At 70.1% G+C, this 23,275-nt stretch carries 15 protein-coding genes; 8 read left to right on the top strand and 7 right to left on the bottom strand.

Going from position 1 to position 23,275, the window contains the following annotated elements:
* Positions 1–11 precede the first annotated feature (11 nt).
* From ACGFIO_RS06635 to ACGFIO_RS06650, 4 genes are read right to left on the bottom strand one after another with little or no spacing between them, the layout of a single operon-like run.
* Positions 12–4,787, bottom strand: a complete 4,776-nt coding sequence (locus tag ACGFIO_RS06635) for a LysM peptidoglycan-binding domain-containing protein (RefSeq protein ID WP_392822966.1) — start codon at positions 4,785–4,787, stop codon at positions 12–14.
* Complete coding sequence (locus ACGFIO_RS06640) at positions 4,784–6,217, bottom strand: hypothetical protein (protein WP_392822968.1); 1,434 nt, start codon at positions 6,215–6,217, stop codon at positions 4,784–4,786. Before ACGFIO_RS06640 ends, ACGFIO_RS06635 begins: the two co-directional genes overlap by 4 nt.
* Positions 6,214–9,600, bottom strand: a complete 3,387-nt coding sequence (locus tag ACGFIO_RS06645; protein WP_392822969.1) for a hypothetical protein — start codon at positions 9,598–9,600, stop codon at positions 6,214–6,216. The genes ACGFIO_RS06640 and ACGFIO_RS06645 overlap by 4 nt, the downstream gene beginning before the upstream one ends.
* Before the next feature lie 38 nt (positions 9,601–9,638).
* A complete protein-coding gene (locus ACGFIO_RS06650; protein ID WP_392822972.1) occupies positions 9,639–10,316 on the bottom strand; it encodes a hypothetical protein in 678 nt (225 codons plus the stop codon).
* Positions 10,317–10,634: 318 nt separating this feature from the next.
* Between ACGFIO_RS06650 and ACGFIO_RS06655 the strand changes: the two genes are divergently transcribed.
* Positions 10,635–11,084, top strand: a complete 450-nt coding sequence (locus tag ACGFIO_RS06655) for a pyridoxamine 5'-phosphate oxidase family protein (protein WP_392822974.1) — start codon at positions 10,635–10,637, stop codon at positions 11,082–11,084.
* A gap of 117 nt (positions 11,085–11,201) precedes the next feature.
* Complete coding sequence (locus ACGFIO_RS06660) at positions 11,202–13,592, top strand: ATP-binding cassette domain-containing protein (protein ID WP_392822977.1); 2,391 nt, start codon at positions 11,202–11,204, stop codon at positions 13,590–13,592.
* Here ACGFIO_RS06660 and ACGFIO_RS06665 read toward each other — a convergent pair.
* Positions 13,564–14,724 (bottom strand): hypothetical protein, encoded by a 1,161-nt coding sequence (locus tag ACGFIO_RS06665; protein ID WP_392822979.1) that lies wholly within the window; start codon positions 14,722–14,724, stop codon positions 13,564–13,566. The genes ACGFIO_RS06660 and ACGFIO_RS06665 overlap by 29 nt on opposite strands.
* On the bottom strand, positions 14,721–15,239 hold the full coding sequence (locus ACGFIO_RS06670; protein WP_392822981.1) for a SigE family RNA polymerase sigma factor: 519 nt from the start codon (positions 15,237–15,239) through the stop codon (positions 14,721–14,723). The genes ACGFIO_RS06665 and ACGFIO_RS06670 overlap by 4 nt, the downstream gene beginning before the upstream one ends.
* A 100-nt stretch (positions 15,240–15,339) precedes the next feature.
* Between ACGFIO_RS06670 and ACGFIO_RS06675 the strand changes: the two genes are divergently transcribed.
* From ACGFIO_RS06675 to ACGFIO_RS06690, 4 genes are all read left to right on the top strand, one after another.
* Entirely contained in the window at positions 15,340–16,296 is a 957-nt protein-coding gene (locus tag ACGFIO_RS06675; RefSeq protein WP_392822984.1) for an alpha/beta fold hydrolase, read from the top strand.
* Complete coding sequence (locus tag ACGFIO_RS06680; protein WP_392822986.1) at positions 16,293–17,324, top strand: hypothetical protein; 1,032 nt, start codon at positions 16,293–16,295, stop codon at positions 17,322–17,324. Before ACGFIO_RS06675 ends, ACGFIO_RS06680 begins: the two co-directional genes overlap by 4 nt.
* A gap of 67 nt (positions 17,325–17,391) precedes the next feature.
* Positions 17,392–18,336 (top strand): aminoglycoside phosphotransferase family protein, encoded by a 945-nt coding sequence (locus tag ACGFIO_RS06685; RefSeq protein WP_392822988.1) that lies wholly within the window; start codon positions 17,392–17,394, stop codon positions 18,334–18,336.
* Between the two features lie 180 nt (positions 18,337–18,516).
* Positions 18,517–20,502 (top strand): NACHT domain-containing protein, encoded by a 1,986-nt coding sequence (locus tag ACGFIO_RS06690; RefSeq protein ID WP_392822990.1) that lies wholly within the window; start codon positions 18,517–18,519, stop codon positions 20,500–20,502.
* Here the strand turns inward: ACGFIO_RS06690 and ACGFIO_RS06695 are convergent, their stop codons facing one another.
* The gene (locus ACGFIO_RS06695) at positions 20,503–21,375 is read right to left on the bottom strand and encodes a CPBP family intramembrane glutamic endopeptidase (protein WP_392822991.1); all 873 of its coding nucleotides are present in this window, start codon (positions 21,373–21,375) and stop codon (positions 20,503–20,505) included.
* A 58-nt stretch (positions 21,376–21,433) separates the two neighbouring features.
* On the opposite strand from ACGFIO_RS06695, the gene ACGFIO_RS06700 reads away from it, so the two are divergent.
* Together ACGFIO_RS06700 and ACGFIO_RS06705 are read left to right on the top strand one after the other, a co-directional pair.
* On the top strand, positions 21,434–22,417 hold the full coding sequence (locus ACGFIO_RS06700; RefSeq protein WP_392822993.1) for an ATP-binding cassette domain-containing protein: 984 nt from the start codon (positions 21,434–21,436) through the stop codon (positions 22,415–22,417).
* Positions 22,414–23,241 (top strand): ABC transporter permease, encoded by an 828-nt coding sequence (locus tag ACGFIO_RS06705; RefSeq protein WP_392822996.1) that lies wholly within the window; start codon positions 22,414–22,416, stop codon positions 23,239–23,241. Before ACGFIO_RS06700 ends, ACGFIO_RS06705 begins: the two co-directional genes overlap by 4 nt.
* The last annotated feature ends 34 nt before the right edge of the window (positions 23,242–23,275 follow it).

Here is a 23,275-nt window from a genome sequence, read left to right on the forward strand (position 1 = left end):
CCTCGCCTTCGTCACAGCTGGAGCCAGGAGGCGTCGGCCGGGCCGCTGAGCTCGATCGTGAACGGGCCGGCCAGCGGCGCGGTCCCGGTCGGGAGCTGCTGGCCGGTCAAGGCGAACAGCCCCTTCTCCGCGGTCCCGCTCATGTCGGTGGGCAGCCGTACGCCGTGCAGGAAGTAGCGGCCCACCATGCCCGACAGCTGCTGGATGGCCAGCGACTGCTGGGCCTCGGTGATCAGATCGCCGAGCCGGTACTGCGGCAGGTGGGGCACGTCGAGGTACTGCGACGCCCGGGTGTCGCCGGGTGCGAACAGATCGCTGAGCGAGGCGTTGCCGGTGACCGGATCGCCGAGCGCGGTGACCGGTACCCCGAACGTCGCCGCGATCGCCCCGAGCGTGTCGCCCGCCTCGGTTCGCCGGGCCACCGGCAGCAGCAGCACGATCCCGGTGGCGAGGGCCGCGTCGAGCACGTCGGAGTTGGCGATCAGGTCCGCGACCGTTACGTCGAGGTCGCTGGCGATCGTGGTCAGTGTCTCGCCCGCGACGACCAGGTGCGGCTCGTGGCCCGGGTACACCACCGAGCTGTCCGCCGTGAGCAGACCGGCCAGTCCCTGGTTGGCCGTGGCGAGCTGGGTGGCGGTGAACGGCGTGCTCAGCGTCGCGTACCGTCGTGCCAACCCGGTCAGGGTGTCGCCGGCGGCCACCGGGTACCCGATGTGCACGCTCAGCCCGCCGGTCAGCGGGTGCGCGGCGTTGCCCTCGAACAGTTGCGCCACCGTGTACGCCATCGGCCCCTCGAGGTGCCCCGTCGTGTTGATGGCGTCCACCGTGTCCTGGACCGTCCCGCCGCTCGGCACCGGAACCTTCAGGTCGCGTAGCGCGTCCCGGGCCGCGCCGGCGAGGTGGCGGGCCATCAGCGTGAAGTAGTCCGCGTACAGGAAACTTCCCACCGAGAGCTGCACGCCGTCGTCGGCGGCGGCCCCAACCTCGGCGGGCTCCTGGGCGACCTGGACGTCGAGCGCCGAGAAGTATTCCTGGAGGTAGCTGAGATAGCCGAGGTCGTAGCGGTTGAAGCCGCCGATCGTGTACGGCCCGATGCCCAGCGCCGGCACCTGGATCTGGACCTGCGGCGGCATCGGGAAGAAGGTGGCGGACGCGCTGCCCGCGCCGGTCGGCGCCGTCACGTCGATCACGGTGTTGCGTTGCAGGAACGTGTCGACGTCGGACGGTGCGATCGGCAGCGGGTTCGCCGGGTCGGCGAGGGTGGCGACGATCTGTTCGAGCGTGGCGTCCGAGACCACCAGGTCGTCCACCGCGGCGGCGGCGACCGGGCCGTTCTGGGCGGCCGCCACGGTCCAGCGCAGCACCTGCTTGGCGAGCGCCTCGAAGCTGGTGTCGGCATCGGTCGTCGGCCCGGCGTTCGGGTCGACCGAGGCGATCGAGAGCAGCAGCACGTACGCGCCCTGCTGCTCGGCCGGCGTGGTGGCGTCGTCGCCGACGACCGTGAACGCCGGGGCGCAGTAGACAGCGAGCCGCAGCGGCGTCGCTGGCGCTTCCAGGTTCGTCCAGGTGAGGGAGAGATCCGCCCGGGTCAGGGGGAGATCAGGACTCGCCTGTCGTGCCCGGATCAGGCGCCGGTCGCGGGCCGCCTGGAGCAGCCGGCGACGGCCGCCGAGGTCGGCGACCGCGGCCAGGGCGTCGCTGTCGTCCCACGGCGCGGTCTCGTCGCCGCCGACGGTGAAGGTTTCCGAAATCGAGGTCGCGAAGTGGAAGTGAAGGTGGATCGAGAAGAGACCGAGGTCGATCGAGACCGTGATCGAGACGTCGACCGACGCGCTGACGGTGATCGGGACGGCCCGGTACGACTCGTAGGTGAACGAGGCGGTCACCAGCAGCCGGACGTCGACGCTGGCCTTGACGACGGCGAAGTCGATGCTGCCGAACAGGTGCGCGGCGATGCCGGCGGTGCCCTGGAGCTTGAAGTAGTACGGCCCCTGGAGCTGGTCCGAGCCCTGGTCGTCGCCGCTGGGCCGGTATGGGTGGTAGCGCGCGATGACACCCTGGATGATCGCCAGGACGGTCACCGTGAGGCCGGCCGACAGCGGCCCCTGCTGGAACGTCTTGCCGACGCCGACCTGAAGGCCGATGCCGAACACGATGATCGGGTTGAAGGTGCCCTTGGTGGTCGCCGGCACGTTCGACCCGCCGGTGGCCGCCGACAGCTTGCCGAAGTAGAAGCCGCCCGAGCCGATGACCGGGATTCCCGGCGGCACGATCCCCTGGATCGTGAACGACCGCGCGAAGTCGTTGTTCCACGGGAAGCCGAGGTCGACCTCGAAGTCGCCGTTGGTGTAGACAGCGATCCCGAACGTCGGCAGGGTGAAGCTGAACGCCCCGACGTCGAACTGCCGCATCGCCTCGGGCAGTTGGAGCTGCGCCTGGTAGACCCCGATCGTGTCGGTGACCTTGCGGTAGAGGATGTCGAACGCCAGCCCGGCGAAGATCTTGGCGGCCGGCCCGGCCAGCGCGATGTGCAGGCCGTAGAGATCAGGGTCGTTGAAGACCAGTTGCAGGTCGAGGAAGTACCGCGAGCCGGTCTTCGGCGGCGGGTCGATCTTCAGGATGCCCAGCCCGGCGGCGATCAGCCAGTTGCTCGCCGAGGAATAGGAGATCGCTGTCGCATCGACCGGCAGTTCGTTGCCGGGCGGCACGGTCAGCTTGCCGACCGCGTTCACCAGGTCGGTCACCGAGTACGTCACCGGTGGGTGGTCGAGGGCGACGTGCTGGCCGAGTCCGAGCACCCGCAGGTCAAAGTATCTGTTGCCACCGCCGGGCGGGGACGGCGTCGTCGACGGATCGGTGGCGTCCCAGGTCAGCGGGGCGGTCGGGTCATCGGTGTTCCAAGGGAAGCGCCCGTCGAGGCGGACGGCCACCTTCCGGGCGGCCCCCGGGTCGTAGGTGATGGTGATGCCGTTGAGCGCCGCGATGCCGAGGTCGATGCTCAGCGGATAGGTGAACGCGATCATGCCGGCGGTCACGTCGAAGGCGAGCGTGCAGGTCAGCGGCACCGAGTTCAGGAGGTCCCAGGGGGACGCGAGGCTGTACCGGGCGCCGGACATCGCGAACGACACCAGTTCCTCGATCAACCCGCCGATCGTCCAGTCCTTGACCTCGATCTCGAGGATGCGATGGGCGGCCGGGTCCTTCGGTACCTTGTAGGTGCCGGTCAGGCCGTGCCAGGTCAGCGCGTAGACCTCGACGCTGGGCGCGAACGAGTAGCTGATGCCGAGCCCGAGGCCGGTGACCCCGAACGCCTCGTCGAGGGTCGCCGAGATCATGCCCGCGTGGTTCCGGCCGTCGTACGACAGCGACGCCGAGGCCCGCAGCGCGAAGCCGCCGAGGATGTCCCAGTTCGCGTCCGCCCGGCCGGAGATCGCGTACGCGCCGGTCTTCGGGGTCAGTGACAGTGCCAGGTCCTCGATGTCGAAGCCCAACGAGGCCGGGTCCGGTCGCCAGCCGGCGGGCAGATACCGGCCGATCAGCTGAACGAGCGGGATCGTGCCCTGGGTCTGGCGCGCGGCGAAGACCCAGCCGCGATCGGCGCCGGTGTAGCTCGCCGAGGCCCTGAACGTGACCGACCGCGCCGGGTCGGCCGGGTCGCCGATGACCGTCGTCCCATGCATCGACCCGGTCCGGCCGGCGTCGCTGCCCGCGACCGAGAAGCCCAACTGGACGATGTCGATCGTGCCGCCGCCGGGGATCGGGATCCGCCAGTCGGTGTCGATGCCGGCCGCGATGGCGTACTCATGCGGCGCCTGTACCCCGACGGTCATCGAGAATTCGGTGACCTCGGCGGCGAGCTCCACCGGGTGGCCGACGAAGCGGCTGACGAAGTCCGACAGGGAGATCGTGGTCGTCGGGTCCAGGCTCGCGCTGACCACCGGCGCCGGGTAGGTCGCCTGCACGTCGAGCACGCCGGTGCCGACCGCGATGGTTCCGGACAGCGTCCAGCTCACCGCCCGCCTGGTCAGCGGCGCGTCGACCGCCATCGTGATCGCGATCGACGTGACATCGGCGGCGTGCGCGGGCAGCAGGGGCCAGTCGACGCTCGTGCCGAGTTGGACACTCAAGAACGGGATCGACCCGGTGCGGGGCGAGTACGCCAGGGCGGCCTGGGTGAGGCTGAGCCCGGTGAGGTCGTTGATCGGGCTCGGCAGGTAGTTCGCCGGGTTGACGCCGCCGAGCAGCTCGAACAGGTGCGAGAGCCCGGTTTTCGGCGGGAACGTGCCGAGGAAGTACCAGGTGTCGGCCACCGGGCTGGGCGCCTGGAAGGCCACGGTCGCGGGCGGCGACCCGGCCCCGACCGAAACGCCGAGCAGGCCCGTCGCCGGCACCGAGGCGTTGTCGGAGACTTCCAGCTCGATGCTCGGGCCCTGCACCGACAGCCACGGCGCGAGTGGCCAGACCCAGGTCAGCGCGCCGCCAAGGCTCAGGTCGGCGACGAACGCCCCGCCGGCCGCCATGGTTGTGAAGGCGACGGTCGCGGTCAGCGCGCCCAAACCGAGTCCGCTGAAGGATCCGGTGACGGTGACCGTGGTGTACGGATCGGGGTAGCTGACGTCCGCGTCGTCGATGGTGAACGTGCCGGCCGCGCCGAGCGGTCCGAGGAAGGCTGTGATCCGCCCGGCCGGCAGTTGGGCGACCAGATCGAGCGATCCGCCCTGGAACGGCGCGAGCCTGTCGTAGAGGTCGGTAAGCGGCCCGGCGGGGGCGGTTTTCGTCGCGTTCACAGCGTCCACCCCGGAACCGACCTCAGGTAGCGCAACGCCATGCGCAGCTTGTCGTGTGCCGGATCGCGGTAGGAGGCGGCCAGGCTCCGGAAATAATCGAGCGCCCCGGGATCCCGCAGCAGCGCGCAGAGGGCGTTGGCGTAGCGCATCGACGGGAAATCGCTCACCACTTTGGTGTCGTAACGCGAGGCCAGGCCCTGGAGCGAGCTGACCACGGCGTGCGCCAGCCCGGCGGCCGGCGGCGCGTGCTCGTTGAACGCCGGTCCCGGAAAACCGTCACTGTTGGTACACAGGTAAGGCTGCCCGGTGTTGAGCACCAGGTTCTGAGTTCCCCGGCCCTCGAACACGCACGGCAGCGAAGCCGTGCCGTAGAAGTACCGGAAGATCTCGTCCGGGCAGCTCGGCATCGCCACGACCAGCAGCCGGTTCCCCTGGAGGTACGCCAGCTGGTCCTTCAGCGCGCCGGTGTCGTCGAGGTACTGGAATCCGAGGCGCCGGATGACCTTGTTTTCGACGACGTAACTCGTGAGCGGCCCGGGACATTCGTCGTCGTCGGCGGTGCCCGTCAGCCACGCCTCCATGAGCGGCCATTCGGGCTCCTCCATGCCGTCGAACACGAGCAGGATGATCGGGCGGACCGGCATGCCCAGCGAGGCCATCAGGTCCTGAGTCGCGAGGCCGCCGAGAATCAGGGTCAGCAACGCCGCCCATTTGCTCGATCGGGAGGCCAGACCGTAGGTCGGCTGGAGATAGACATCCGGCGCCGCGTCGGCGATCATCTTCGCCATCGCCACCCGCTTGGTGAATTTCGGCAGCGCACTGTAGCTGTCCCAGATCGCGTCGTTGCGGGCGGGTGGCAGCTCGGTGTAGGCGTGGAAGGTGTAACTCCGGCCGCCCAGGGTCGGCTGGCCGTCGAGGATCACGTTGGTCACGGCGCCCGACTCGGACTCCACGAAGAACAGCTGGTCGAGGCTCTTCCAGAACCACGGTTGCAGCTGAAGGTAGAAGCCGCAGTTGGCACCGGCGAGCCGCGCCTTCAGCTCCTCCGTCCCGGCCTCGGAGCCGCCGGAGATCAGCAGCGGCTGCGGATCCGGCGGCACACCCTGGTACTGGAAGTTGATGGTGACGCCCTGATAAACGAGCTGCGCCGCGCCCGCGGTGTAGCCGGGCAGAAACAACTCGAGCTTGGCGGCGTCGGTAAGCGCGACGAACACTCGCACGGGCCCGGTGAACCCGAAACCGATCGTACGCTTCAACATGTTCATCGTGGTCGAGTGGTGACCGAACTCGTTCGCGGTGTCGACCCAGACGCGAAGCTCATGCTTGCCCGCGGCGAGCGCGGCGATGATCTCGTTCCCGACGTCCGGGTCGACCCGCTCCCCCGCGACAGCCTCGCCGACCCGGTCGAAGACTCCGGTGAACTTCATCATGAGCTGACGCCCGACTCCTGGTAGATCGCGAACCAGCCGAGCGGTCCGCCGCCGCCCGACGGGTCGCCGAACAGGTAGAAGCTCGTGGCGCCGTTCGGTGGAAGCTTGAGCAGGCCGAGGAACCTCAGCGCGATCTCGGTCATCACCAGCATGAACGCTCGGCCACCGCGCTCGGCCGGCACGCGCTTGAGCAGAATCGGGCCGACCGCCAGTCGCAGCACACCCTGAAGGCTGAGCAGGCTGCTTCCCTGGGACGTGCCCGGCAGCAGTAGCCACACGCCGAGCGGCAGCGTGGTCGACCCCTTGGCGGGTGCGCTCCAGGCCAGCAGCACCGGGGTGGTCAGACCGGCCGCACCCGCGAGCGCCCCGGGAGTGCCGAGGTTGACCTGGAGCCGCAGTCCGTACCAGTCGCCCTGGACGCCGGCCAGGCGCGCCTCGGTGCCGACCCCGAGGTAGCCGAGGTCGGTCGGCGCCGCGTCGGCGCCGCCGAGGATCAGGCTGTCCACCTTCAGCGCGAGGTTGTCCGCCAGGCTGCCGGGACGCAGCGTGCTCCGCGCGGGGTCGAAGGCGATCTTGGTGGCGTCGAACGCGTACGCCGGGGTACCGGTCGGCTTCGACGGGTCGGCGGGCTCGTCGAAGCCCATCGTGATGCCGAGACCGGCGAAGGCCAGGCCCTGCCGCGGTGCGTTGCCGTCGGTGCTGCCGAACGACAGCAGGTCGAACGGCTCGCAGTCGGCCGTCACCGTCACGAAGTCGAGGAAACCGTAGAGGTCGAAACGGGCCGAGACCTCGGTGCTGCCGTCTTCCCGGGGAATCCGCCCGGTGGTGGCGAACTCGACCTGCGACACCTCGATCTTGTTGAAGACACCGCCGGCGAAGAAGAACGTCGCGTCGCCCTCGGCTTCCAGGCTGTACGAGCTGACGCCGTTCTGCTGGTGCAGCGACCCGCTCAGGATCAGCGCGTCGTACGGGTTCGCGCCCGGCGCGCCCATGTGGTCGACGGCCTGCTCGAACAGCTCGCCGAGGGCGAGCTGGGCGTAGCTCTCGAACCGCTCGACCGCGGCATTGGCGAAGAGCACCTTGAGGGTCAGGACGCGGAACTCCCACGGGGACGTCGCCGGCGCCACCGGTCGCGGGGTCGCCGCCGTCGCGTCGAAGGCCGGGTCGACGTAATAGATCAACCCGAACGTCGCGCTGTTGCCAGTCATCGCGACCGTCCCGGGATCGACCCTGGTGATCGTGAAGCCGAAGTGGTGGGCGTTGAACCGCGTCCGGTCGACCCCGCCGAGCATCCCGGTCAGCTGTGCGGGGACGGCCGCGATGTCGGCCTTGAGGACCAGCACGCCGGTCCAGGTGTCGTCCCGCACGAGGTGGTTGAACGCGGCGAAGTAGTCGGACGTCTGCTCGGCGGCGTCGCTGAGATAGTCCTGGAGCCAGCCGCTCAGCGCGGACAGCTCGGCGGCCTGCCCGCTCGCGCCGCCGGGAATCGCCAGCGACGGCTGGGTCCACGCGTCGGGCCTGGCGATCAGGTCGGCCAGCTTCCCGGTACGCCCTTTGACGATCAGGACGTTGCCGTAGTCGCCGTAGCTCTGGTGGCGACCGACGTCGGCGAGCAGCGCCCAGTCGCCGATGGTCATCGCGTTGTAGAAGGCGGTGCCGGCCGGTTCGGTCGACGGCCAGCCCGCGAGGGTGCCGAGGGCGTCGGCGTTGGCGACGACGAGGAAGAGGTCGCTGGTCTGGAACGCCTCGTGCATCGCCGCCGACGGCGACATCAACTTCATGACCACCGGGGGCGCCCGATCGGTGTCCTGGGCGAGGTCGATCTCGGCATAGGCACCATCGCCACCGACCTGGACGACGAAGCCGGCCGGCGTGGTGGCCGGGATGGTGGCCGGGCCGCCGCCGTCGCGCGACCGGGATCGGGACCGAGCCGGAGCCAGGCCCGTCGACGAGGCGGTGACCTGCCGCCGCCGCTCGGCCGCGACCACATTGGTCTCGACCGCGACGAACTCCGGCATCGAGTAGGTGTACCCAGTAGCCGCCGTAACCAGCCCGTACGGCATCAGGGGCAGCGGAACGCTGTCGGCCAGCGTCGAGCCGGGCTGGGTGCGGGTCAGCACACCCGCGTCGGCGCCGGCCGGCTTCGCGTACAGCGCCGCTCCTTTCGGCTGGGCGCAGTAGTGGCCGCCGTCGCCGGCGACGGTGACCAGGGCGCCCCATGAGGTGGTGAAGGTCGAGTCGAGCCGCGGGGCGAGCGGATCCACGGGCGCGGCGACCGGCGAGGACACGGCGTACGGGTACCGCGCCGCGAACGCCGGCTGCTGCGGCGTGAAGCGCATGGTGTCGCCGGCGGTGAAGCCGATCGTCTCACTGCCCGAGAGCCCACACAGCAGTTCGGGCTCGCTGGTGGCGCCGGCCGGCCGCTGCACGTCGACGGTGAAGTCGCCGACGGGGCAGGCCACGAAGTCTCGCTGGGCGGTCGAGTCGACCGGTGCCGGATGCAACCACAGCCGCGCCGGCTGACCGTCGGCCGGTGGGGTGACGACCGGGCACAGGGTGACCGTCCACCCGGCGCTGGTGCGGTAACCGCTGACGAGCGAGGTGGTGGCGTCGGCGAACGCGAACGAGGTCCGCTCGACACCTGTCGCGTTGAAGACGTCGAGCGGGTCCAGCGTGACCTGGATAGCGACCTGCGGGCCGGTGGCGCCGTCGGCCAGCGGATACCAGCCCAGGGTCTGCCCGCTGGGAGCCGCGCTGTCGGCCGCCACGGTCTGGAAGCCCCACGTCAACTGGTCGTGCAGTGCGGAGCGGTCCATCGCCTGAGTCAGTCGCACGCTGCCCCGGGCCGCACCGGCGCAGACGACGACGGCCTGGTCGAGGTATCCACCGCTGAGCGCCGCCGGCCCGGTCCAGGCGACCGGTGCCGCGCCACCGGTGGCGCTGGACAGCACCAGGCCCGTCTCCTGCACGCCGAAACCCGCGCCGTTGATGATGGTCAGCTCGAGATTGGCGCCGATGCTGAGGCCGGTGCCCATCCGCACCTGGCCGGCGGAGGCGTCGAAGGCGAAGGCGTTGGACGTGCTGGCATCGACCCGGTCGGGCCGCGCCAACCAGAACCAGCGTCGCAGGGTGTCGGTGAGCAGAGCCTTCACCTCCGCCACGAACGTGCCCGCGCCGTCACCGGTCAGGGTCGGCGCGGTCGAGGCGAACGTGAAGGAACCCGGATGCACCGCGACCGCGTCGGTCAGCGTGAACGATGTGAGGTCGGCCGGGGCGCCGGGGAGCACGTAGCCTAACCAGCCGGCGTCGTCGCCGGTGTCGGAGGCCGCGGCGTAAAGCTCGAACACAGTCGGCACCGGTCGGGTGAAGGTGACCACCGTCATCTGTCGTCCGTCGTGGATCCGCTCGCGGGGCCCGGACGTCAGGCCGGCACGACCAGGAAGGTCACCGTGGCGGCGACGTTGGCCGGCGCGGAGCCGGCCAGGTAGGCGACCGTGTAGGTCTGGCCTACGATCATCCGTACGCCGGTGAAACCCACCACGTCGTTGGGGTTGTCGGTCGTCTTCACCGTCGCGATCACCTCGGTCGTGCCCGGGATGAAGGTGTCGCTGTGCGCGAGGACGACCGTGTGCCCGAACGTTTTCGGATCCACGCCGATCGGCGTGGTGTACGCCACGGCGAGGCTGGTCGCGCCGACATAGGCGACACCGACCGTGGTCGTCTGCGGGGTGCCGGGGGTACCGCCGACGGCGATCGGGATGACCGCGGCCACGTTGTAATAGTTGGTGGCGTCCGAACCGACCGAGTAGGCGGCGACGTACGGGAGATTCGCCATCGAGAGACCCGAGAACGGCAGATCCCCGTCGGGCGTCGAGTTGGTCACTGACTGGCTGGATTCCGGCTTGGTGCCCCACGGCACCGAGCCGCTGTTCTGCCAAATCGCCACGAAGTCACCCGACTTGCTCGGATTGCGGTTGGGAACGCCCCGCCAGCTGATCTCGAGCAGCGTGCCGCCCTCCGCCTGGGCACTGATCTCGTACGCGTACGCGACGGTCGTGCCGATTTCAATCGCACGGACATCCGCTTCGGCCGTGGTCATGGCGCCTCCTCATGGCTCATCTGGATGCGGCGACACCGACACAGCACCGCTACGCGGAGTAGCCTAACAACTCCCTTGAGTCACACATTTCGCCCCGCCGGATCAGCCGAATATTCACCTGACGGTGTCCGCCCGGCAGTTCTGGGGCCGGCTCGATCGCGGCACGGTTCTGCCTTGCCTGCGGACAAGCGGGGGTCTGGCCACCGGCGGGACATCCCTGCGTCGCCGCGACCGGGTGTTGCCGGCCGATGCGGGACGGCAAGGACGCTGCGGAGTCAACCCGCCGGGGCCAGGCTGGGGGGTGCGAGGATCGTTGTCATGGCTACCTGGAAGGCGTTCGAGGACGAGGCCGGCGACCTCGCGGCAGCGATTCGGGGAAGGTTCGAGGCAGAGAAGACCCACGTTCTGGCGACGGTGCGCAGGGACGGTTCCCCTCGAGTCAGCGGGTCGGAAGTCGGCTTCCATGGTCCGGATCTCTCGTTCGGCTCCATGCTGGGCGCCCGCAAGGCTCGAGACCTTCAACGCGACGGGCGATGTGCGATCCACGCGCATCCCGGCGAAGGCGGCGACGCGAAGGTGGCCGGTGTCGCCGTCGAGCTCAGCGGGTCGGAGAAGGCCGCGCACACAACGGGAGACGAGCCGCCCGGTGACTTCCACGCATTTCGCCTGGAGCTCACCGAGGCTGTCCTCACCGCCGTCGAGGGAGACGAGTTGATCGTCACGCTCTGGCGTCCGGGAGAGGGCGTGCGGGAGTTCCGGCGGCGGTGAGCGCAGCAATGCCGCCCCCAGGCGAGCCGCCGGAGCGACCGCGTAGCGGCTCCAGCCACCGCGAAGAGGTCAGGAATCGAGAAACACTCCCCGGTACGCCCCTCTAGCATTGCGGCCATGACCAGGACACATGTGGCCGACAGCCATGATCTGATCCGGGTTCACGGCGCGCGCGTGAACAACCTGAAGGACGTCAGCGTCGAGATCCCGAAGCGCCGGCTGACCGTGTTCACCGGTGTGTCCGGGTCGGGCAAGAGCTCCCTGGTGTTCGGCACGATCGCGGCCGACTCGCAACGGCAGATCAACGAGACCTACAGCGCGTTCGTGCAGGGCTTCATGCCGACGCTGGCCCGGCCGGACGTGGACGTGCTGGACGGGCTGACCACCGCGATCATCGTCGACCAGCAGCGGATGGGCTCGGACCCGCGCTCGACGGTCGGCACGGCCACCGACGCCAACGCGATGCTGCGCATCCTGTTCAGCCGGCTGGGCGCCCCGCACATCGGCTCGGCCCAGGCGTTCTCGTTCAACGTGGCGTCGATCTCGGGCGCCGGCGCGGTCACCGTCACCAAGCACAACCAGCAGGTCAAGGAGCGGCGCAGCTTCAGCATCACCGGCGGCATGTGCCCTCGGTGCGAGGGCCGGGGCTCGGTCAACGACTTCGATCTGACCCAGCTGTACGACGACAGCAAGTCGCTCAACGAGGGCGCGCTGATCATCCCGGGTTACAGCATGGACGGCTGGTTCGGCCGGATCTTCCGGGGCTCCGGCTTCTTCGATCCGGACAAGCCGATCCGGAAGTACACCAAGCGCGAGCTCAACGACCTGCTCTACAAGGAGCCGACCAAGATCAAGGTCGAGGGCATCAACCTGACGTACAACGGCATCATCCCGGCCATCCAGAAGTCGATGCTGTCCAAGGACGTCGACGCGATGCAGCCGCACATCCGGGCCTTCGTCGAGCGGGTGATCACGTTCAGCACCTGCCCGGAGTGCGACGGCACGCGGCTCAGCGAGCTGGCCCGCTCGTCGAAGATCAACGGGAAGAGCATCGCCGACTGCTGCGCGATGCAGATCAGCGACCTGGCCGAGTGGGTCCGCGGGCTGACCGGCAAGTCGGTCGCGCCGCTGCTCACCAAGCTCCGGCACAGCCTCGACTCGTTCGTCGAGATCGGCCTCGGCTATCTCAGCCTCGAGCGCCCGGCCGGCACGCTTTCCGGCGGCGAGGCGCAACGGGTCAAGATGATCCGCCACCTGGGCTCGTCGCTCACCGACGTCACGTACGTCTTCGACGAGCCCACCATCGGCCTGCACCCGCACGACATCCAGCGGATGAACGACCTGCTTCTCCAGCTGCGCGACAAGGGCAACACGGTCCTGGTGGTCGAGCACAAACCCGAGACGATCGCCATCGCCGACCGGGTGGTCGATCTGGGACCGGGCGCGGGTACGGCCGGAGGAACGATCTGCTTCGAGGGCACCCTGGCCGGGCTGCGCAAGAGCGACACGGTCACCGGCCGCCATCTCGACTACCAAGCCAAGATCAAAGATGCTGTGCGTACGCCGGACGGCGCGCTCGAGATCCGCGGGGCGAGCACCCACAACCTGCGCGACGTCGACGTGGACGTGCCGAGCGGCGTACTCGTCGTCGTCACCGGTGTGGCCGGCAGCGGCAAATCCTCGCTGATCCACGGCTCGCTGGCCAAGCGGGACGGTGTGATCTCGGTCGACCAGGCCCCGATCCGCGGGTCGCGGCGGAGCAACCCGGCCACGTACACCGGACTGCTGGAACCGGTCCGCAAAGCCTTCGCCAAGGAGAACGGGGTCAAGCCGGCCCTGTTCAGCGCCAACTCCGAAGGCGCCTGCCCGGCCTGCAACGGCAACGGCGTCATCTACACCGACCTGGCGATGATGGCCGGCGTGGCCACCACCTGCGAGGAGTGCGAGGGCAAGCGGTTCCAGGCCGAGGTGCTGGAGTACCGGTTCGGCGGCAAGGACATCGACGAGGTGCTGACCATGCCGGTCACCGAGGCCAGGGAGTTCTTCGCCGCCGGCCCCGGCGCCCTCCCGGCCGCCCACCGGATCCTCACCCACCTGGACGACGTCGGGCTCGGCTACCTCCGGATCGGCCAGCCGCTGACCACCCTGTCCGGCGGCGAACGTCAGCGCCTGAAGCTCGCCACCCACATGGGCGAGAAGGGCGGCGTGTACGTGCTCGACGAGCCGACCACCGGCCTGCACCTGGCCGACGTCGGTAACCTGCTCGGACTGCTCGACCGCCTGGTCGACGCGGGCAAGTCGGTGATCGTCATCGAGCACCACCAGGCCGTGATGGCCCACGCCGACTGGATCATCGACCTGGGCCCGGGCGCCGGCCACGACGGCGGGCGGGTGGTCTTCGAGGGCACACCCGCCGACCTGGTGGCTGACCGGTCGACGCTGACCGGTCAGCACCTCGCCGAGTACGTCGGCGCCCCGGCTACTTCCGGTCGGCGCAGTTCCAGGTGACCACGCCCATGCTCACCGTGTGGCCCTCCTTGTCGGAGGTGACGCGGCTGCCGGCGACCAGGCCGGTGTCGGACAGGTGACCGGCGAAGGGCGGGTCCTCGTCCCCGGCGACGTGTTCGAGCTTCACCGTGCCGTCGGGGCGCTGGATCGTGTCGTCGACCAGGATCCAGCCCCGGGAGTTGATGGCGTTCGCCGGTGCGTGCAGTTTGAGGTCGGTGACCTCGCCGGTGCGGGTGTTGACCCGCACCGCGGTGCCGGAGGGCCACAGGTTGCCGGTCACCCATTCGCCGCGGGCCGTGTTGACCGACAGGTCCTGCCCGTCGCGTGAGACGAGCTTCTGACCCTTGCCGCTCTGGGCCCAGGTGTAGGAGGTGACCTGGCTGTTGGTGATCACCGCCCCGATGATCCGGCCGTCATCGGTGAACCCGTTGATCTGGGCGCGGGCCGGAAGCGGCAGCTTGGTGGCGGCGGTCGAGCCGGCCTTCCAGAGGAGTACGCCGTGCTCGTCGTCGGCGGCCACGATGTCGCCGCCCGCGTTCACGTACAGCCCCTGGTTGAAGGACCACTTGCCGGGCGGCGTGGCCAGCTTCTGCGGTGTGCCGGCCACGTAGCGCAGCACGGTGTCGAAGGTCTTGCCGTTGCCGGCCACCGCCGCCACCACCCCGGACGCGTTCACCGACGACGGGATCACGGTCCGGTACGAGCCGGGCAGCCGCTGCGGGCGGCGGTCGGTCCACAGCACCGCCTGGGCGGCCGGGAGACCGTCGACCTTGCCGGTCTTCGGGTTCGTACCCTCCTGCTCGGTGGTGTTGAACCCGGTGATGAACCGGCCGCCCGGGTCGATCCCGTTCACCAACACGTCGTTCATCCCGGCCGGGACGTCCAGCGAGGTCGGCACGCATGTCGTGGTCCGGACCGAGGCGGGCGAATCGCCCGGCGCACCCCGCGCTCCGAAAACCACCGACGGCACCCCGACCAGCACGCCTACCGCGAGGACGGCCCCGGCCGTCACCCGCGTGGTCCGGCGCCGGCCGGCCTGGCGTCCGGCCGCCAGCACCGATTCCGTGTCCAGCCGCGACGGCGGCACGTGCACCGCGCCCAGCCGCTCCCGCAGGTCTTCTTCGATCATCACGCCAGCCCACCCATCTTGATCCGATGTTCCTCACCCAGCGCCTCGCGCAGGGCGGCGAGCCCCCGCGAGCATTGACTCTTCACGTTGCCGACCGAGCAGTTCAGGGCCTCCGCGGTCGCCTCGACCGAAAGATCGTCGAAGTAGCGCAGCACGATCACGGCCCGCTGCCCCTTGGGCAACTTGCGCAACGCGGCCATCAGCTCGTCCCGGTCCCCCATCCGCTGCTCCGCGCCGGCGCCGCCGGCCGTACGGTCCGGCACATCCCCGAGCCGCACCCGCGACCAGCGCAGCCGCCGCTCGTCCAGATAGCGCCGCACCAGGATCCGATGGGTGAAACCGTCGATGTTGTCCGCGCTCGCGGCTTTCTTCCAGTTGACGTAGAGAGCGGTCAGGGTGGCCTGCACAATGTCGTCGGCCCGGTGCCCGTCCCCGCACAGCAGGTAGGCCGTCCGGTGCAACCGGGCCAACCGCCCCCGTACGAACTCCTCGTACTGTCGTTCAAGCTCCGCGCGCATCCCGCTCCTTTCGACGAACGCCGTCATCTTGACTGTCGGCGGCAACGTCGCGGAAGGTTGCACCTTGACTCATGAATTGATGAGTGACGATATAGAGGGTGTGACCGAAATAAGGAGCAGGCACCTCGACGTCAACGGCATCCGGATCCATGTCACCGAGGCCGGCAGCGGGCCACTCGTACTGCTGCTGCACGGCTTCCCCGAAACCGCGTACTCGTATCGGCACCAGCTCACCGCCCTGGCCGCCGCCGGCTTCCACGCGGTCGCCCCGGACCAGCGCGGATACCCGCACACCGAGCAGCCGCCGTCGGTCGGCGACTACACCATCCACCACCTCATCGGTGACGCGGTCGGCCTGATCAACGCGCTCGGCGCCCCGGACGCGGTCACCGTGGGACACGACTGGGGGTCGCCGGTCGCCTGGGGCGTCGCGCAGGCCCGGCCCGACCTCGTCCGCGGTGTCGTCTCGCTCAGCGTCCCGTTCGGTTCCCGGCAGCCCCACGAGCCCCTGGACCGGATACGAGCGGCCTACGGCGACAACTTCTACCAGCTGTACTTCCAGGAACCGGGCGTGGCCGAGCGGGAACTCGAACGCGACCCCGGCACCGCGTTCCGGAAGGTCTTCTACGCGTACTCCGGTGACGCACCCGAGATCGGCGACCTGATCTGCGACGAGAACGGCTGGACCGGCCCGCTCACCGACCCCGTGAAGCTGCCGGGCTGGCTGACCGAGCAGGACATCGCCGTGTACGCCGAAGCCTTCACCGGGCACGGATTCACCGGGGCACTCAACTGGTATCGCAACATCACCCGCAACTGGGAGCTGACCGCCGCCTGGCAGGGCCTGCTGATCGACCGGCCGGCGATGTTCCTCGGCGGCGACCGGGACCCGGTGGTCAACTGGTTCGACCCGGCGGCACTGCGGCCGATCATGGCCGCGACGGTCACCAACCTCACCTCGTACACCCTGCTCGAAGGGGCCGGGCACTGGATTCAGCAGGAACGCGCGGCCGAGACCAACGCTGCCCTGATCGAGTTCGTGAGCTCGGTGTCATGAACCTCGGCGGACTGCTGTCGGTGCTGCTGCTGGTGCTGCCGGCGCCGTCGACGGCGGCCGGGTTCACCAACCTGTTCCAGGCCCGGAACGACTGGACGTGGAGCGGCGGCGACCAGGTCACCAGCTTCCGGGCAGGCAACGGGCTGACCTACTGGTCGTTCGGCGACACTGTGATCGGCGAGGAGGATCCGGCCACCGGCGCGTACAAGCCCGGCTGGCGGATGCTGCCGAACACGATCCTGGTCGACCGCAACGGCGCCCTCGGGGCGACCACCTGGGAGGCCGCGGTGCCGAACGCCGCCGACGGCGACCGCTACTGGACCCAGGGCATGTTCCAGGTGGGTGCGTCGCTCTACGTGCTCTGCCAGCGGGTACGCAACACCAGCGACTTCTTCCAGCTGCGCGGCGTCGAGCTGGCCCGGTTCTCGTTCAACGCCGACGGCTCGCTCGCCTTCCAGGGCATGCGCAACACCCCGTCGACCGGCCTGATCGACGGCAACTCGGCGGCCACCGCCCAGTACGGCGCGGACGGCATCGTCACCGGCGGCTACGTTTACGTTTTCGGCTACGCCAACGCGCCGGACGACCCGTACGCGCCGCATCGTAGTTATCTCGCCCGCGTGCCCACCGGCGCGGTCGAGACCCCCGGCGCCTGGCGTTTCCGCGACGCCTCCGGCGCCTGGGTGACCGACCGCGCCCAGGCCGCGCCGATCCTGTCCGCCCAGATCTCCAGCGTCCGCCTGATCGGCGCGAAGTGGATCCTGGCCTACAAACCCTGGAACGGCTGGGGCGACACCGTCTTCATCGAGTCCCGGGCCACCCCGTGGAGCGCACCGACCGGCACGGTCACGATCAGCTCACCGGCCGGGTCCAACTATCAGACGTACGCTCCGCAGCTGCACCCCGAATACCCGATGGCCTCGGGCCGGCTGCTGGTCAGCATCGCCTGGAACGGCAAGACCCTGACCGACATCGCGAACGACGCCGACCTCTACAAGCCCCGCTTCCACGAGATCCCCATCCCCTGACGCCGACTTCGCCGGACACCTCCAAAATCGCTTGCCGCCGGTGGACCGGGTGAGGTTGAGTCCGGTCGTGGCGCAACCTCTGCACGCTGACGAGATTCTGGTCGACGTCGAGTTGGTCCGTCGTCTGGTGGGCCGGGCGATGCCCGAGCATGCCGCCGCACCGGTGCGGCGGTTGAGATCCAGCGGCTCCACGAACTCGCTGTTCCGTCTCGGTGACGACTTGCTCGTGCGGTTGCCGCGCCAGCCCGGCGGTTCGGCGGCCATCTCGAAGGAGGCCAAGTGGCTGTCCGCGTTCGCGCCGAGGCTGCCCGTCTCCGTGCCCGAGGTGGTGGCGGTGTTCGGACCGGACCGCGACTTCCCGGAGCGCTGGTCGGTGGTCCGCTGGATCGAGGGTGAACACCCCGGAGTGGTCGATCAGGGGTCTCCGGCCGACCCCCGGCGTCAGGACCTCGCGACCGACCTCGCCGCCGTGCTGGAGACACTGTGGCGAACAGATCTGCCCACGGGCGCCGAGAGTGACCCCAGCCTTCGGTGGTACCGCGGTGAGCCCTTGGCGACGATGGACCAGGTGACCCGGGAGAACATCGAGCGCTGCCGGTCGCTGCCGGACTTCGGGCTCGACCTCGACGCCGCCGAACGCGTCTGGGATGAAGCACTGGCACTGCCCGGAGCGGCGCAGCGTGCGGCGCCCAGGTGGTACCACGGGGACCTGGCGGCCGAGAACCTGTTGCTGCGGAACGGGAGGCTTACCGCGGTGCTGGATTTCGGTTGCCTTGCGGTCGGGGACCCCACCGTCGACCTGGCCGTGGTCTGGGAGATCCTCGACCCGCCGGCCCGGGAAGTGTTCCGGAAGCGGCTGGGCGTCGACGACGCGGCGTGGCTGAGAGGCCGGGCCTGGGCCCTGAGCATCACGCTCATGATCTGGTATTACTGGACGACCATGCCGGACCGGCGGGCAAGCCGCATCGCCATCGGTCGCAACATCCTCGCCGACGCTGGCCATGCGGTGTGACGCGTTCGCGCGCCCTCGCGGCCCGCGATCCCACGGCGGGACCCGCGCCTGAGTCCAACATGCATGGCCCGGTGACTGCCGTCAGCCACGTCATCCTTACGGATGGTGCGACCGGCATCGGGAATTGGCCATCATGGCAGGGTGCCGGAGTGGTGGAGACGTCCTCGCGTCCTGTTCTTCTTGCTCCTGACGGCATTCGTGGTGGCGGCGGGTTGCTGGGCGTGGTTCCTGACGGTCGAGGGCCGCGAGAAGGCCGACCAATGGTCGAGCAGCCTCGGCACGGGACTGGCCGCGGTCACCGGCGCGGTCGCGGTGCTGGTGTGGTTGTGGCGCCGGCCCGCGGCGGAATCGAATCTCGGCGATCTGGTCGCGAGCACGGTGAACGGGCTGGTGCAGGTCCAATTCGAACAGTGGACGGTCGAGCAGGCCGCCCGGCAGGTCATGGATCCGTATCCGCTACCGGTACGTTGGCTGGTCAGCGGCCGGGCGAAGGCGGTGATGGCCAGCTGGGCCGCGATCCGGGGCCGGCCCGGCGGGGGCCCGGTGCCGGTGAAGGGCAGCTTCGCCGAGATCGCCGCGGTGTTCACCGGGCCGGATTCGCCGCGGCGGCTGGTGATATTGGGCGAGCCCGGCGCCGGCAAGTCCGTGCTGGTGTTGCGGCTGACCGTCGATCTGCTCACCGCCGCCCGGGCCGAGATCGAGCGGGGCCGGCCACCGGCCGACCCGGTGCCGGTGATGTTGCCGCTCGGCGGATGGGATCCGCAACAGCCCTTGCCGCAGTGGATCGCTGGGCGGCTGGCCACCGACAACCCCCTGTTGCGCCGGATGGTGACCGGCTCGGACGGCCGGCGGCGCAGCCTGGCCACCGAACTCGTCGCCACCGGCCGGATCCTGCCGATCCTCGACGGCCTCGATGAGATCGCTGCCGCACAGCACCGGGCCGCGTTGATCGGTGTCGAGGAGATGGCCGGTCAACGGCGACCGTTCGTGCTGACCTGCCGCACCCAGCCCTATGAGGAGGTGGTCGGCGAGCGCGGGCCGCTGGCCGGCACCCCGGTGGTCGAAATCCAGCCGCTGACCACCGGAGAGGCGAGCCGCTACCTGGTCGAGGGCACCGACGACGGTCCCGAGCGATGGGCTCGGGTCACTCAGCACCTGCGGACCCAGCCTGACTCGCCGCTGGCGAAGGTCCTGACGACACCGTTGCACACGTGGCTGGCCCGGGTGGTGTTCCGGCCCCGCCGTACCAGCCCTGACCAGCTGCTGGGTATCGCGAGCGCCGGAGGCGCCGAGAACCTCACGGACGACATCGAGCAACATCTGCTCGACCGGTTGATACCCGCCGCCTTCACCGCCGCCACCGGCGGGCATCCCGCGCGCACCGCGGCGCAGGTCGACCTGGTCCGCCGCTACCTGGCCCACATCGCCGGGTACCTCGACGCGCGCCGCACGTACGACCTCGCCTGGTGGCGATTCCACCAGGCCCTGGCCTACCGGTATCCCCGGCTCGCCGTCGGGCTCGCGGCCGGCTCCGTGGCCGGGGTCGGTGCGGGGGTCGCCGGCGGGCCCGTCCCCGGCCTGGTGATCGGGCTGGCCATCGGGCTGGTGGGCTGGTGCGCCGGCGTGTCGGACCCGCAGAGGGTCAAGATCGACGCCCGCGGGCTGACGGTCGGGCTCGTGGGTGGGCTCGCGATCGGACTCGTGGGCGGCCTGGCGATCGGGCTGGTCGGAGGGGTCGTGGTCGGCGCCACCGGCGGGCTGGCGGTCGGGCTCGTCGTCGGATTGGTGGTCGGGCTGGTCGGTGACGCCGACGACGGGCAACGTGCGATCAGCCCCACAGCCCTTCTTCGTGAGGACCGCGTCGCGACGCTCGTCGGTGCGCTGGTGGGTGGGCTCGCCGTCGGGCTCGTGGGCATGCTGGCGGCCGGGAGCCCGGCCGGACTCGCGATCGGTGCCGCGGCCGGGCTGATGGGCGGACTCGCGGGCCCGTGCGGACGGTTCCTGCTGATCCGCGCGCTGTTGGCCGCATCGGGGCGTGCCCCGCTGCGGCTGGTGGCCTTCCTTCAGGAAGCCCACGACCGCGGCGTGCTGCGCCAGGCCGGCGGCGTGTATCAGTTCCGCCACGCCCGTCTGCAGGACCGCCTGGCGCAGACCCGGACCCCCTGATCAGGCTGGTGGAAGAGTTCGCACGGCACTGCGGGCGAACGGGACAAGGACCGCCGACAGGGCCGTTCCCAGCAGGACGAACAAACCCGTGTCGCCGGCCAGGTATTCGTTGACGGCGACCGGATGGGTGGTCGTGATGGCGTACGTGCCGAGCCAGGCGAATGCCGCGTTGTGGGCGAAGTGACCGAGCACGGCCGGCCACAGGCTGTTCGAGCGCAGGCGCAACCGGCCGAACAGGACCGAGAAGGCCAGCACCGAGCACGCGAACAGACCCAGCACGGCGGCCCGGTTGCCGTCGTGGTGGTAATAGGGCGTGAGCAGGATGTACGGGAGGTGCCAGGCGATCCAGACCAGGCCGCCGACCAGCAGCGCCGCGCCTTCACCGAGCCACAGCAGGCGGGGCAGCAGGTAGCCGCGCCAGCCGAGCTCCTCGGCGTACGCGAGAACGGGCCCGGTGACGCACAGCGCGAGCAGATCGCCCAGCCCGGCCCCAGACGGCGTCGCGAAGCGTGCCAGGCCGGCGACCACCACCCCGGCGGTGGCCAGCACCGAGACACCGGCGGTGGTGAGCAGGGTGAGCGGCCAGTCGCGGAGGCCGAGCCGGCCCATGCCGAGCCGGCCCCAGCCGTCCCGCCGCCACCCGTCGCGGGTGACCACCAGCAGCATCAGCAGGGTGACCAGCAGCGGCGAGAAGGCCAGGATGAGGCCGCCGAGGACGCGTGCGGTGCCGAGCGAGACGGCCAGCACGAGGGCGATGAAGGTGAGCGCCAAGGCGCGGTCGGAGAGTTGTCGGAACACCCGGGTGAGTTTTCCGGCGCGTACGCCCGGCCACATCCACCCACGGTCGTAGTGCCAGCGGCGTACCAGCGGCATGTGCGGGCCGTGTCAGCGCGGCCGGGCACGCTCCTTCCCGAACGGAAGGAGACAGATCATGAGCGATCTCGTGGTACGCGCGGAGGGGCTCCGCAAGCGCTTCGGGAAGACGCAGGCGCTCGACGGGGTGGATCTGGCGATGCGCCGCGGCACCGTGCTCGGCGTCCTCGGCCCGAACGGCGCCGGCAAGACCACCGCCGTCCGGGTGCTGGCCACCCTGCTGCGCCCGGACGAGGGCAGCGCGTTCGTGGCCGGCATCGACGTACTCAAAGAACCTCAACGGGTACGCCGCCGAATCGGCCTGACCGGCCAGTACGCCTCGGTCGACGAGGATCTGACCGGCACCCAGAACCTGGTCCTGATCGGCCAGCTGCTCGACCTGACGACCCGGGACGCCAAGCGCCGGGCGGCCGAGCTGCTGGAGTGGTTCGGGCTGACCGAGGCGGCCGGCCGGATGGCCAAGACCTACTCGGGCGGCATGCGCCGGCGCCTCGACCTGGCCGCCTCGCTCGTCGGGCACCCCGAGGTGATCTTCCTGGACGAGCCGACGACGGGCCTCGACCCGGCCAAGCGCGAGGACATGTGGGGCGTGGTCCGCACCCAGGTGACGCAGGGGTCGAGCGTGCTGCTGACCACCCAGTACCTGGAAGAGGCGGATGCCCTGGCCGACGAGATCGTGGTGATCAACCAGGGCCGGGTGATCGCGCACGACACCCCGGACGGTCTCAAGCGCCGGGTCGGCGGCCTGACTCTGCGGGTACGCCCGGCCGACCCGTCCCGCCTGCCCGAGGTGCTGCGCATCCTCGACGCCGTGGCCGCGCCGGGCACCTCGGCCTCGCCGGACACCACCGCGGGCGCCCGTCCGGGTGCGGGTTCGGTGCCGGTGACCGGCGACACCGCCCTCGACGTGACGGTTCCGGCCCTGCGCCGGGCCGGTATCGAGGTCAACGATCTGGGCCTGCACCTGCCCAGCCTGGACGAGGTGTTCCACGCGCTGACCGAGGGGTCGGCGCCGGCCGCGAAGGAGGGTGAGCTGGTATGACGACGCTCGATTGGCCGGTCCGCCCGGCCACCGACGACATCGATAAACCGCGGGGTGGCGCGGTGGTCGCGCTGGTCCGGCACGCGGCGGCTCTGATGCGGCGCAGCCTGATCAAGACGGCGCGTACGCCGGAAGCGCTGATGGACGTGACCCTGCAGCCGGTCATCTTCCTGCTGCTGTTCACCTACCTGTTCGGCGGCGCCATCTCCGGCGGCGACCGGGCCGGCTACCTGCAGTTCCTGCTGCCCGGCATGCTGGCCCAGTCGCTGGCCATGGGCGGCATCGCGCTCGGCCAGAACCTGAACGCCGACATCGAGAAGGGCGTCTTCGACCGGTTCCGGTCCCTGCCGGTGGCCCGGTCGGCGCCACTGGTCGGCGCGGTCGCCGCCGACGTCATCCGCTATCTGACGGTGTGCCTGGTCATGCTCGGATTCGGCATGATCATCGGCTTCCGGGTGGAGACCGGCCTGGTCCCGGCGATCGCCGCGGTCGGGCTGTCGATCGGGTTCGGGTTGTGCTTCTGCTGGATCTCGGTGTGGGTCGGCATGCTGGTGCGTACGCCCGGCGCCGTCCAGGGCCTGATGTTCCTGCTGGTGTTCCCGCTGTCGTTCGGCAGCAACGTGTTCGTGCCGACCGACACGCTGCCGGGCTGGCTGCAGTGGTTCGTGCACGTCAACCCGATCACGCCGCTGGTCAGCACGATCCGCGGGCTACTGGTCGGCGGCCCGGTGGCCGGCCACCTGCTGGTCACCCTGGCCTGGATGGCCGGCCTACTCGTGGTGTTCGTACCGCTCGCCCTGCGGGCCTACAACCGCCGCGCGTAGGACCTGTCTCAGATTCGCTTCCGGGGCGCTTCAA

Origin of the sequence: Actinoplanes sp. NPDC049265, assembly GCF_043197135.1 — a bacterium.
Taxonomy (GTDB): domain Bacteria; phylum Actinomycetota; class Actinomycetes; order Mycobacteriales; family Micromonosporaceae; genus Actinoplanes.

Coding starts and splice junctions, on each gene's coding strand:
- ACGFIO_RS06705 (WP_392822996.1), top strand. CDS start 22,414: ATGACGACGCTCGATTGGCCGGTCCGCCCGGCCACCGACGACATCGAT.
- ACGFIO_RS06640 (WP_392822968.1), bottom strand. CDS start 6,217: ATGATGAAGTTCACCGGAGTCTTCGACCGGGTCGGCGAGGCTGTCGCG.
- ACGFIO_RS06700 (WP_392822993.1), top strand. CDS start 21,434: ATGAGCGATCTCGTGGTACGCGCGGAGGGGCTCCGCAAGCGCTTCGGG.
- ACGFIO_RS06695 (WP_392822991.1), bottom strand. CDS start 21,375: ATGCCGCTGGTACGCCGCTGGCACTACGACCGTGGGTGGATGTGGCCG.
- ACGFIO_RS06650 (WP_392822972.1), bottom strand. CDS start 10,316: ATGACCACGGCCGAAGCGGATGTCCGTGCGATTGAAATCGGCACGACC.
- ACGFIO_RS06645 (WP_392822969.1), bottom strand. CDS start 9,600: ATGACGGTGGTCACCTTCACCCGACCGGTGCCGACTGTGTTCGAGCTT.
- ACGFIO_RS06660 (WP_392822977.1), top strand. CDS start 11,202: ATGACCAGGACACATGTGGCCGACAGCCATGATCTGATCCGGGTTCAC.
- ACGFIO_RS06680 (WP_392822986.1), top strand. CDS start 16,293: ATGAACCTCGGCGGACTGCTGTCGGTGCTGCTGCTGGTGCTGCCGGCG.
- ACGFIO_RS06655 (WP_392822974.1), top strand. CDS start 10,635: ATGGCTACCTGGAAGGCGTTCGAGGACGAGGCCGGCGACCTCGCGGCA.
- ACGFIO_RS06670 (WP_392822981.1), bottom strand. CDS start 15,239: ATGCGCGCGGAGCTTGAACGACAGTACGAGGAGTTCGTACGGGGGCGG.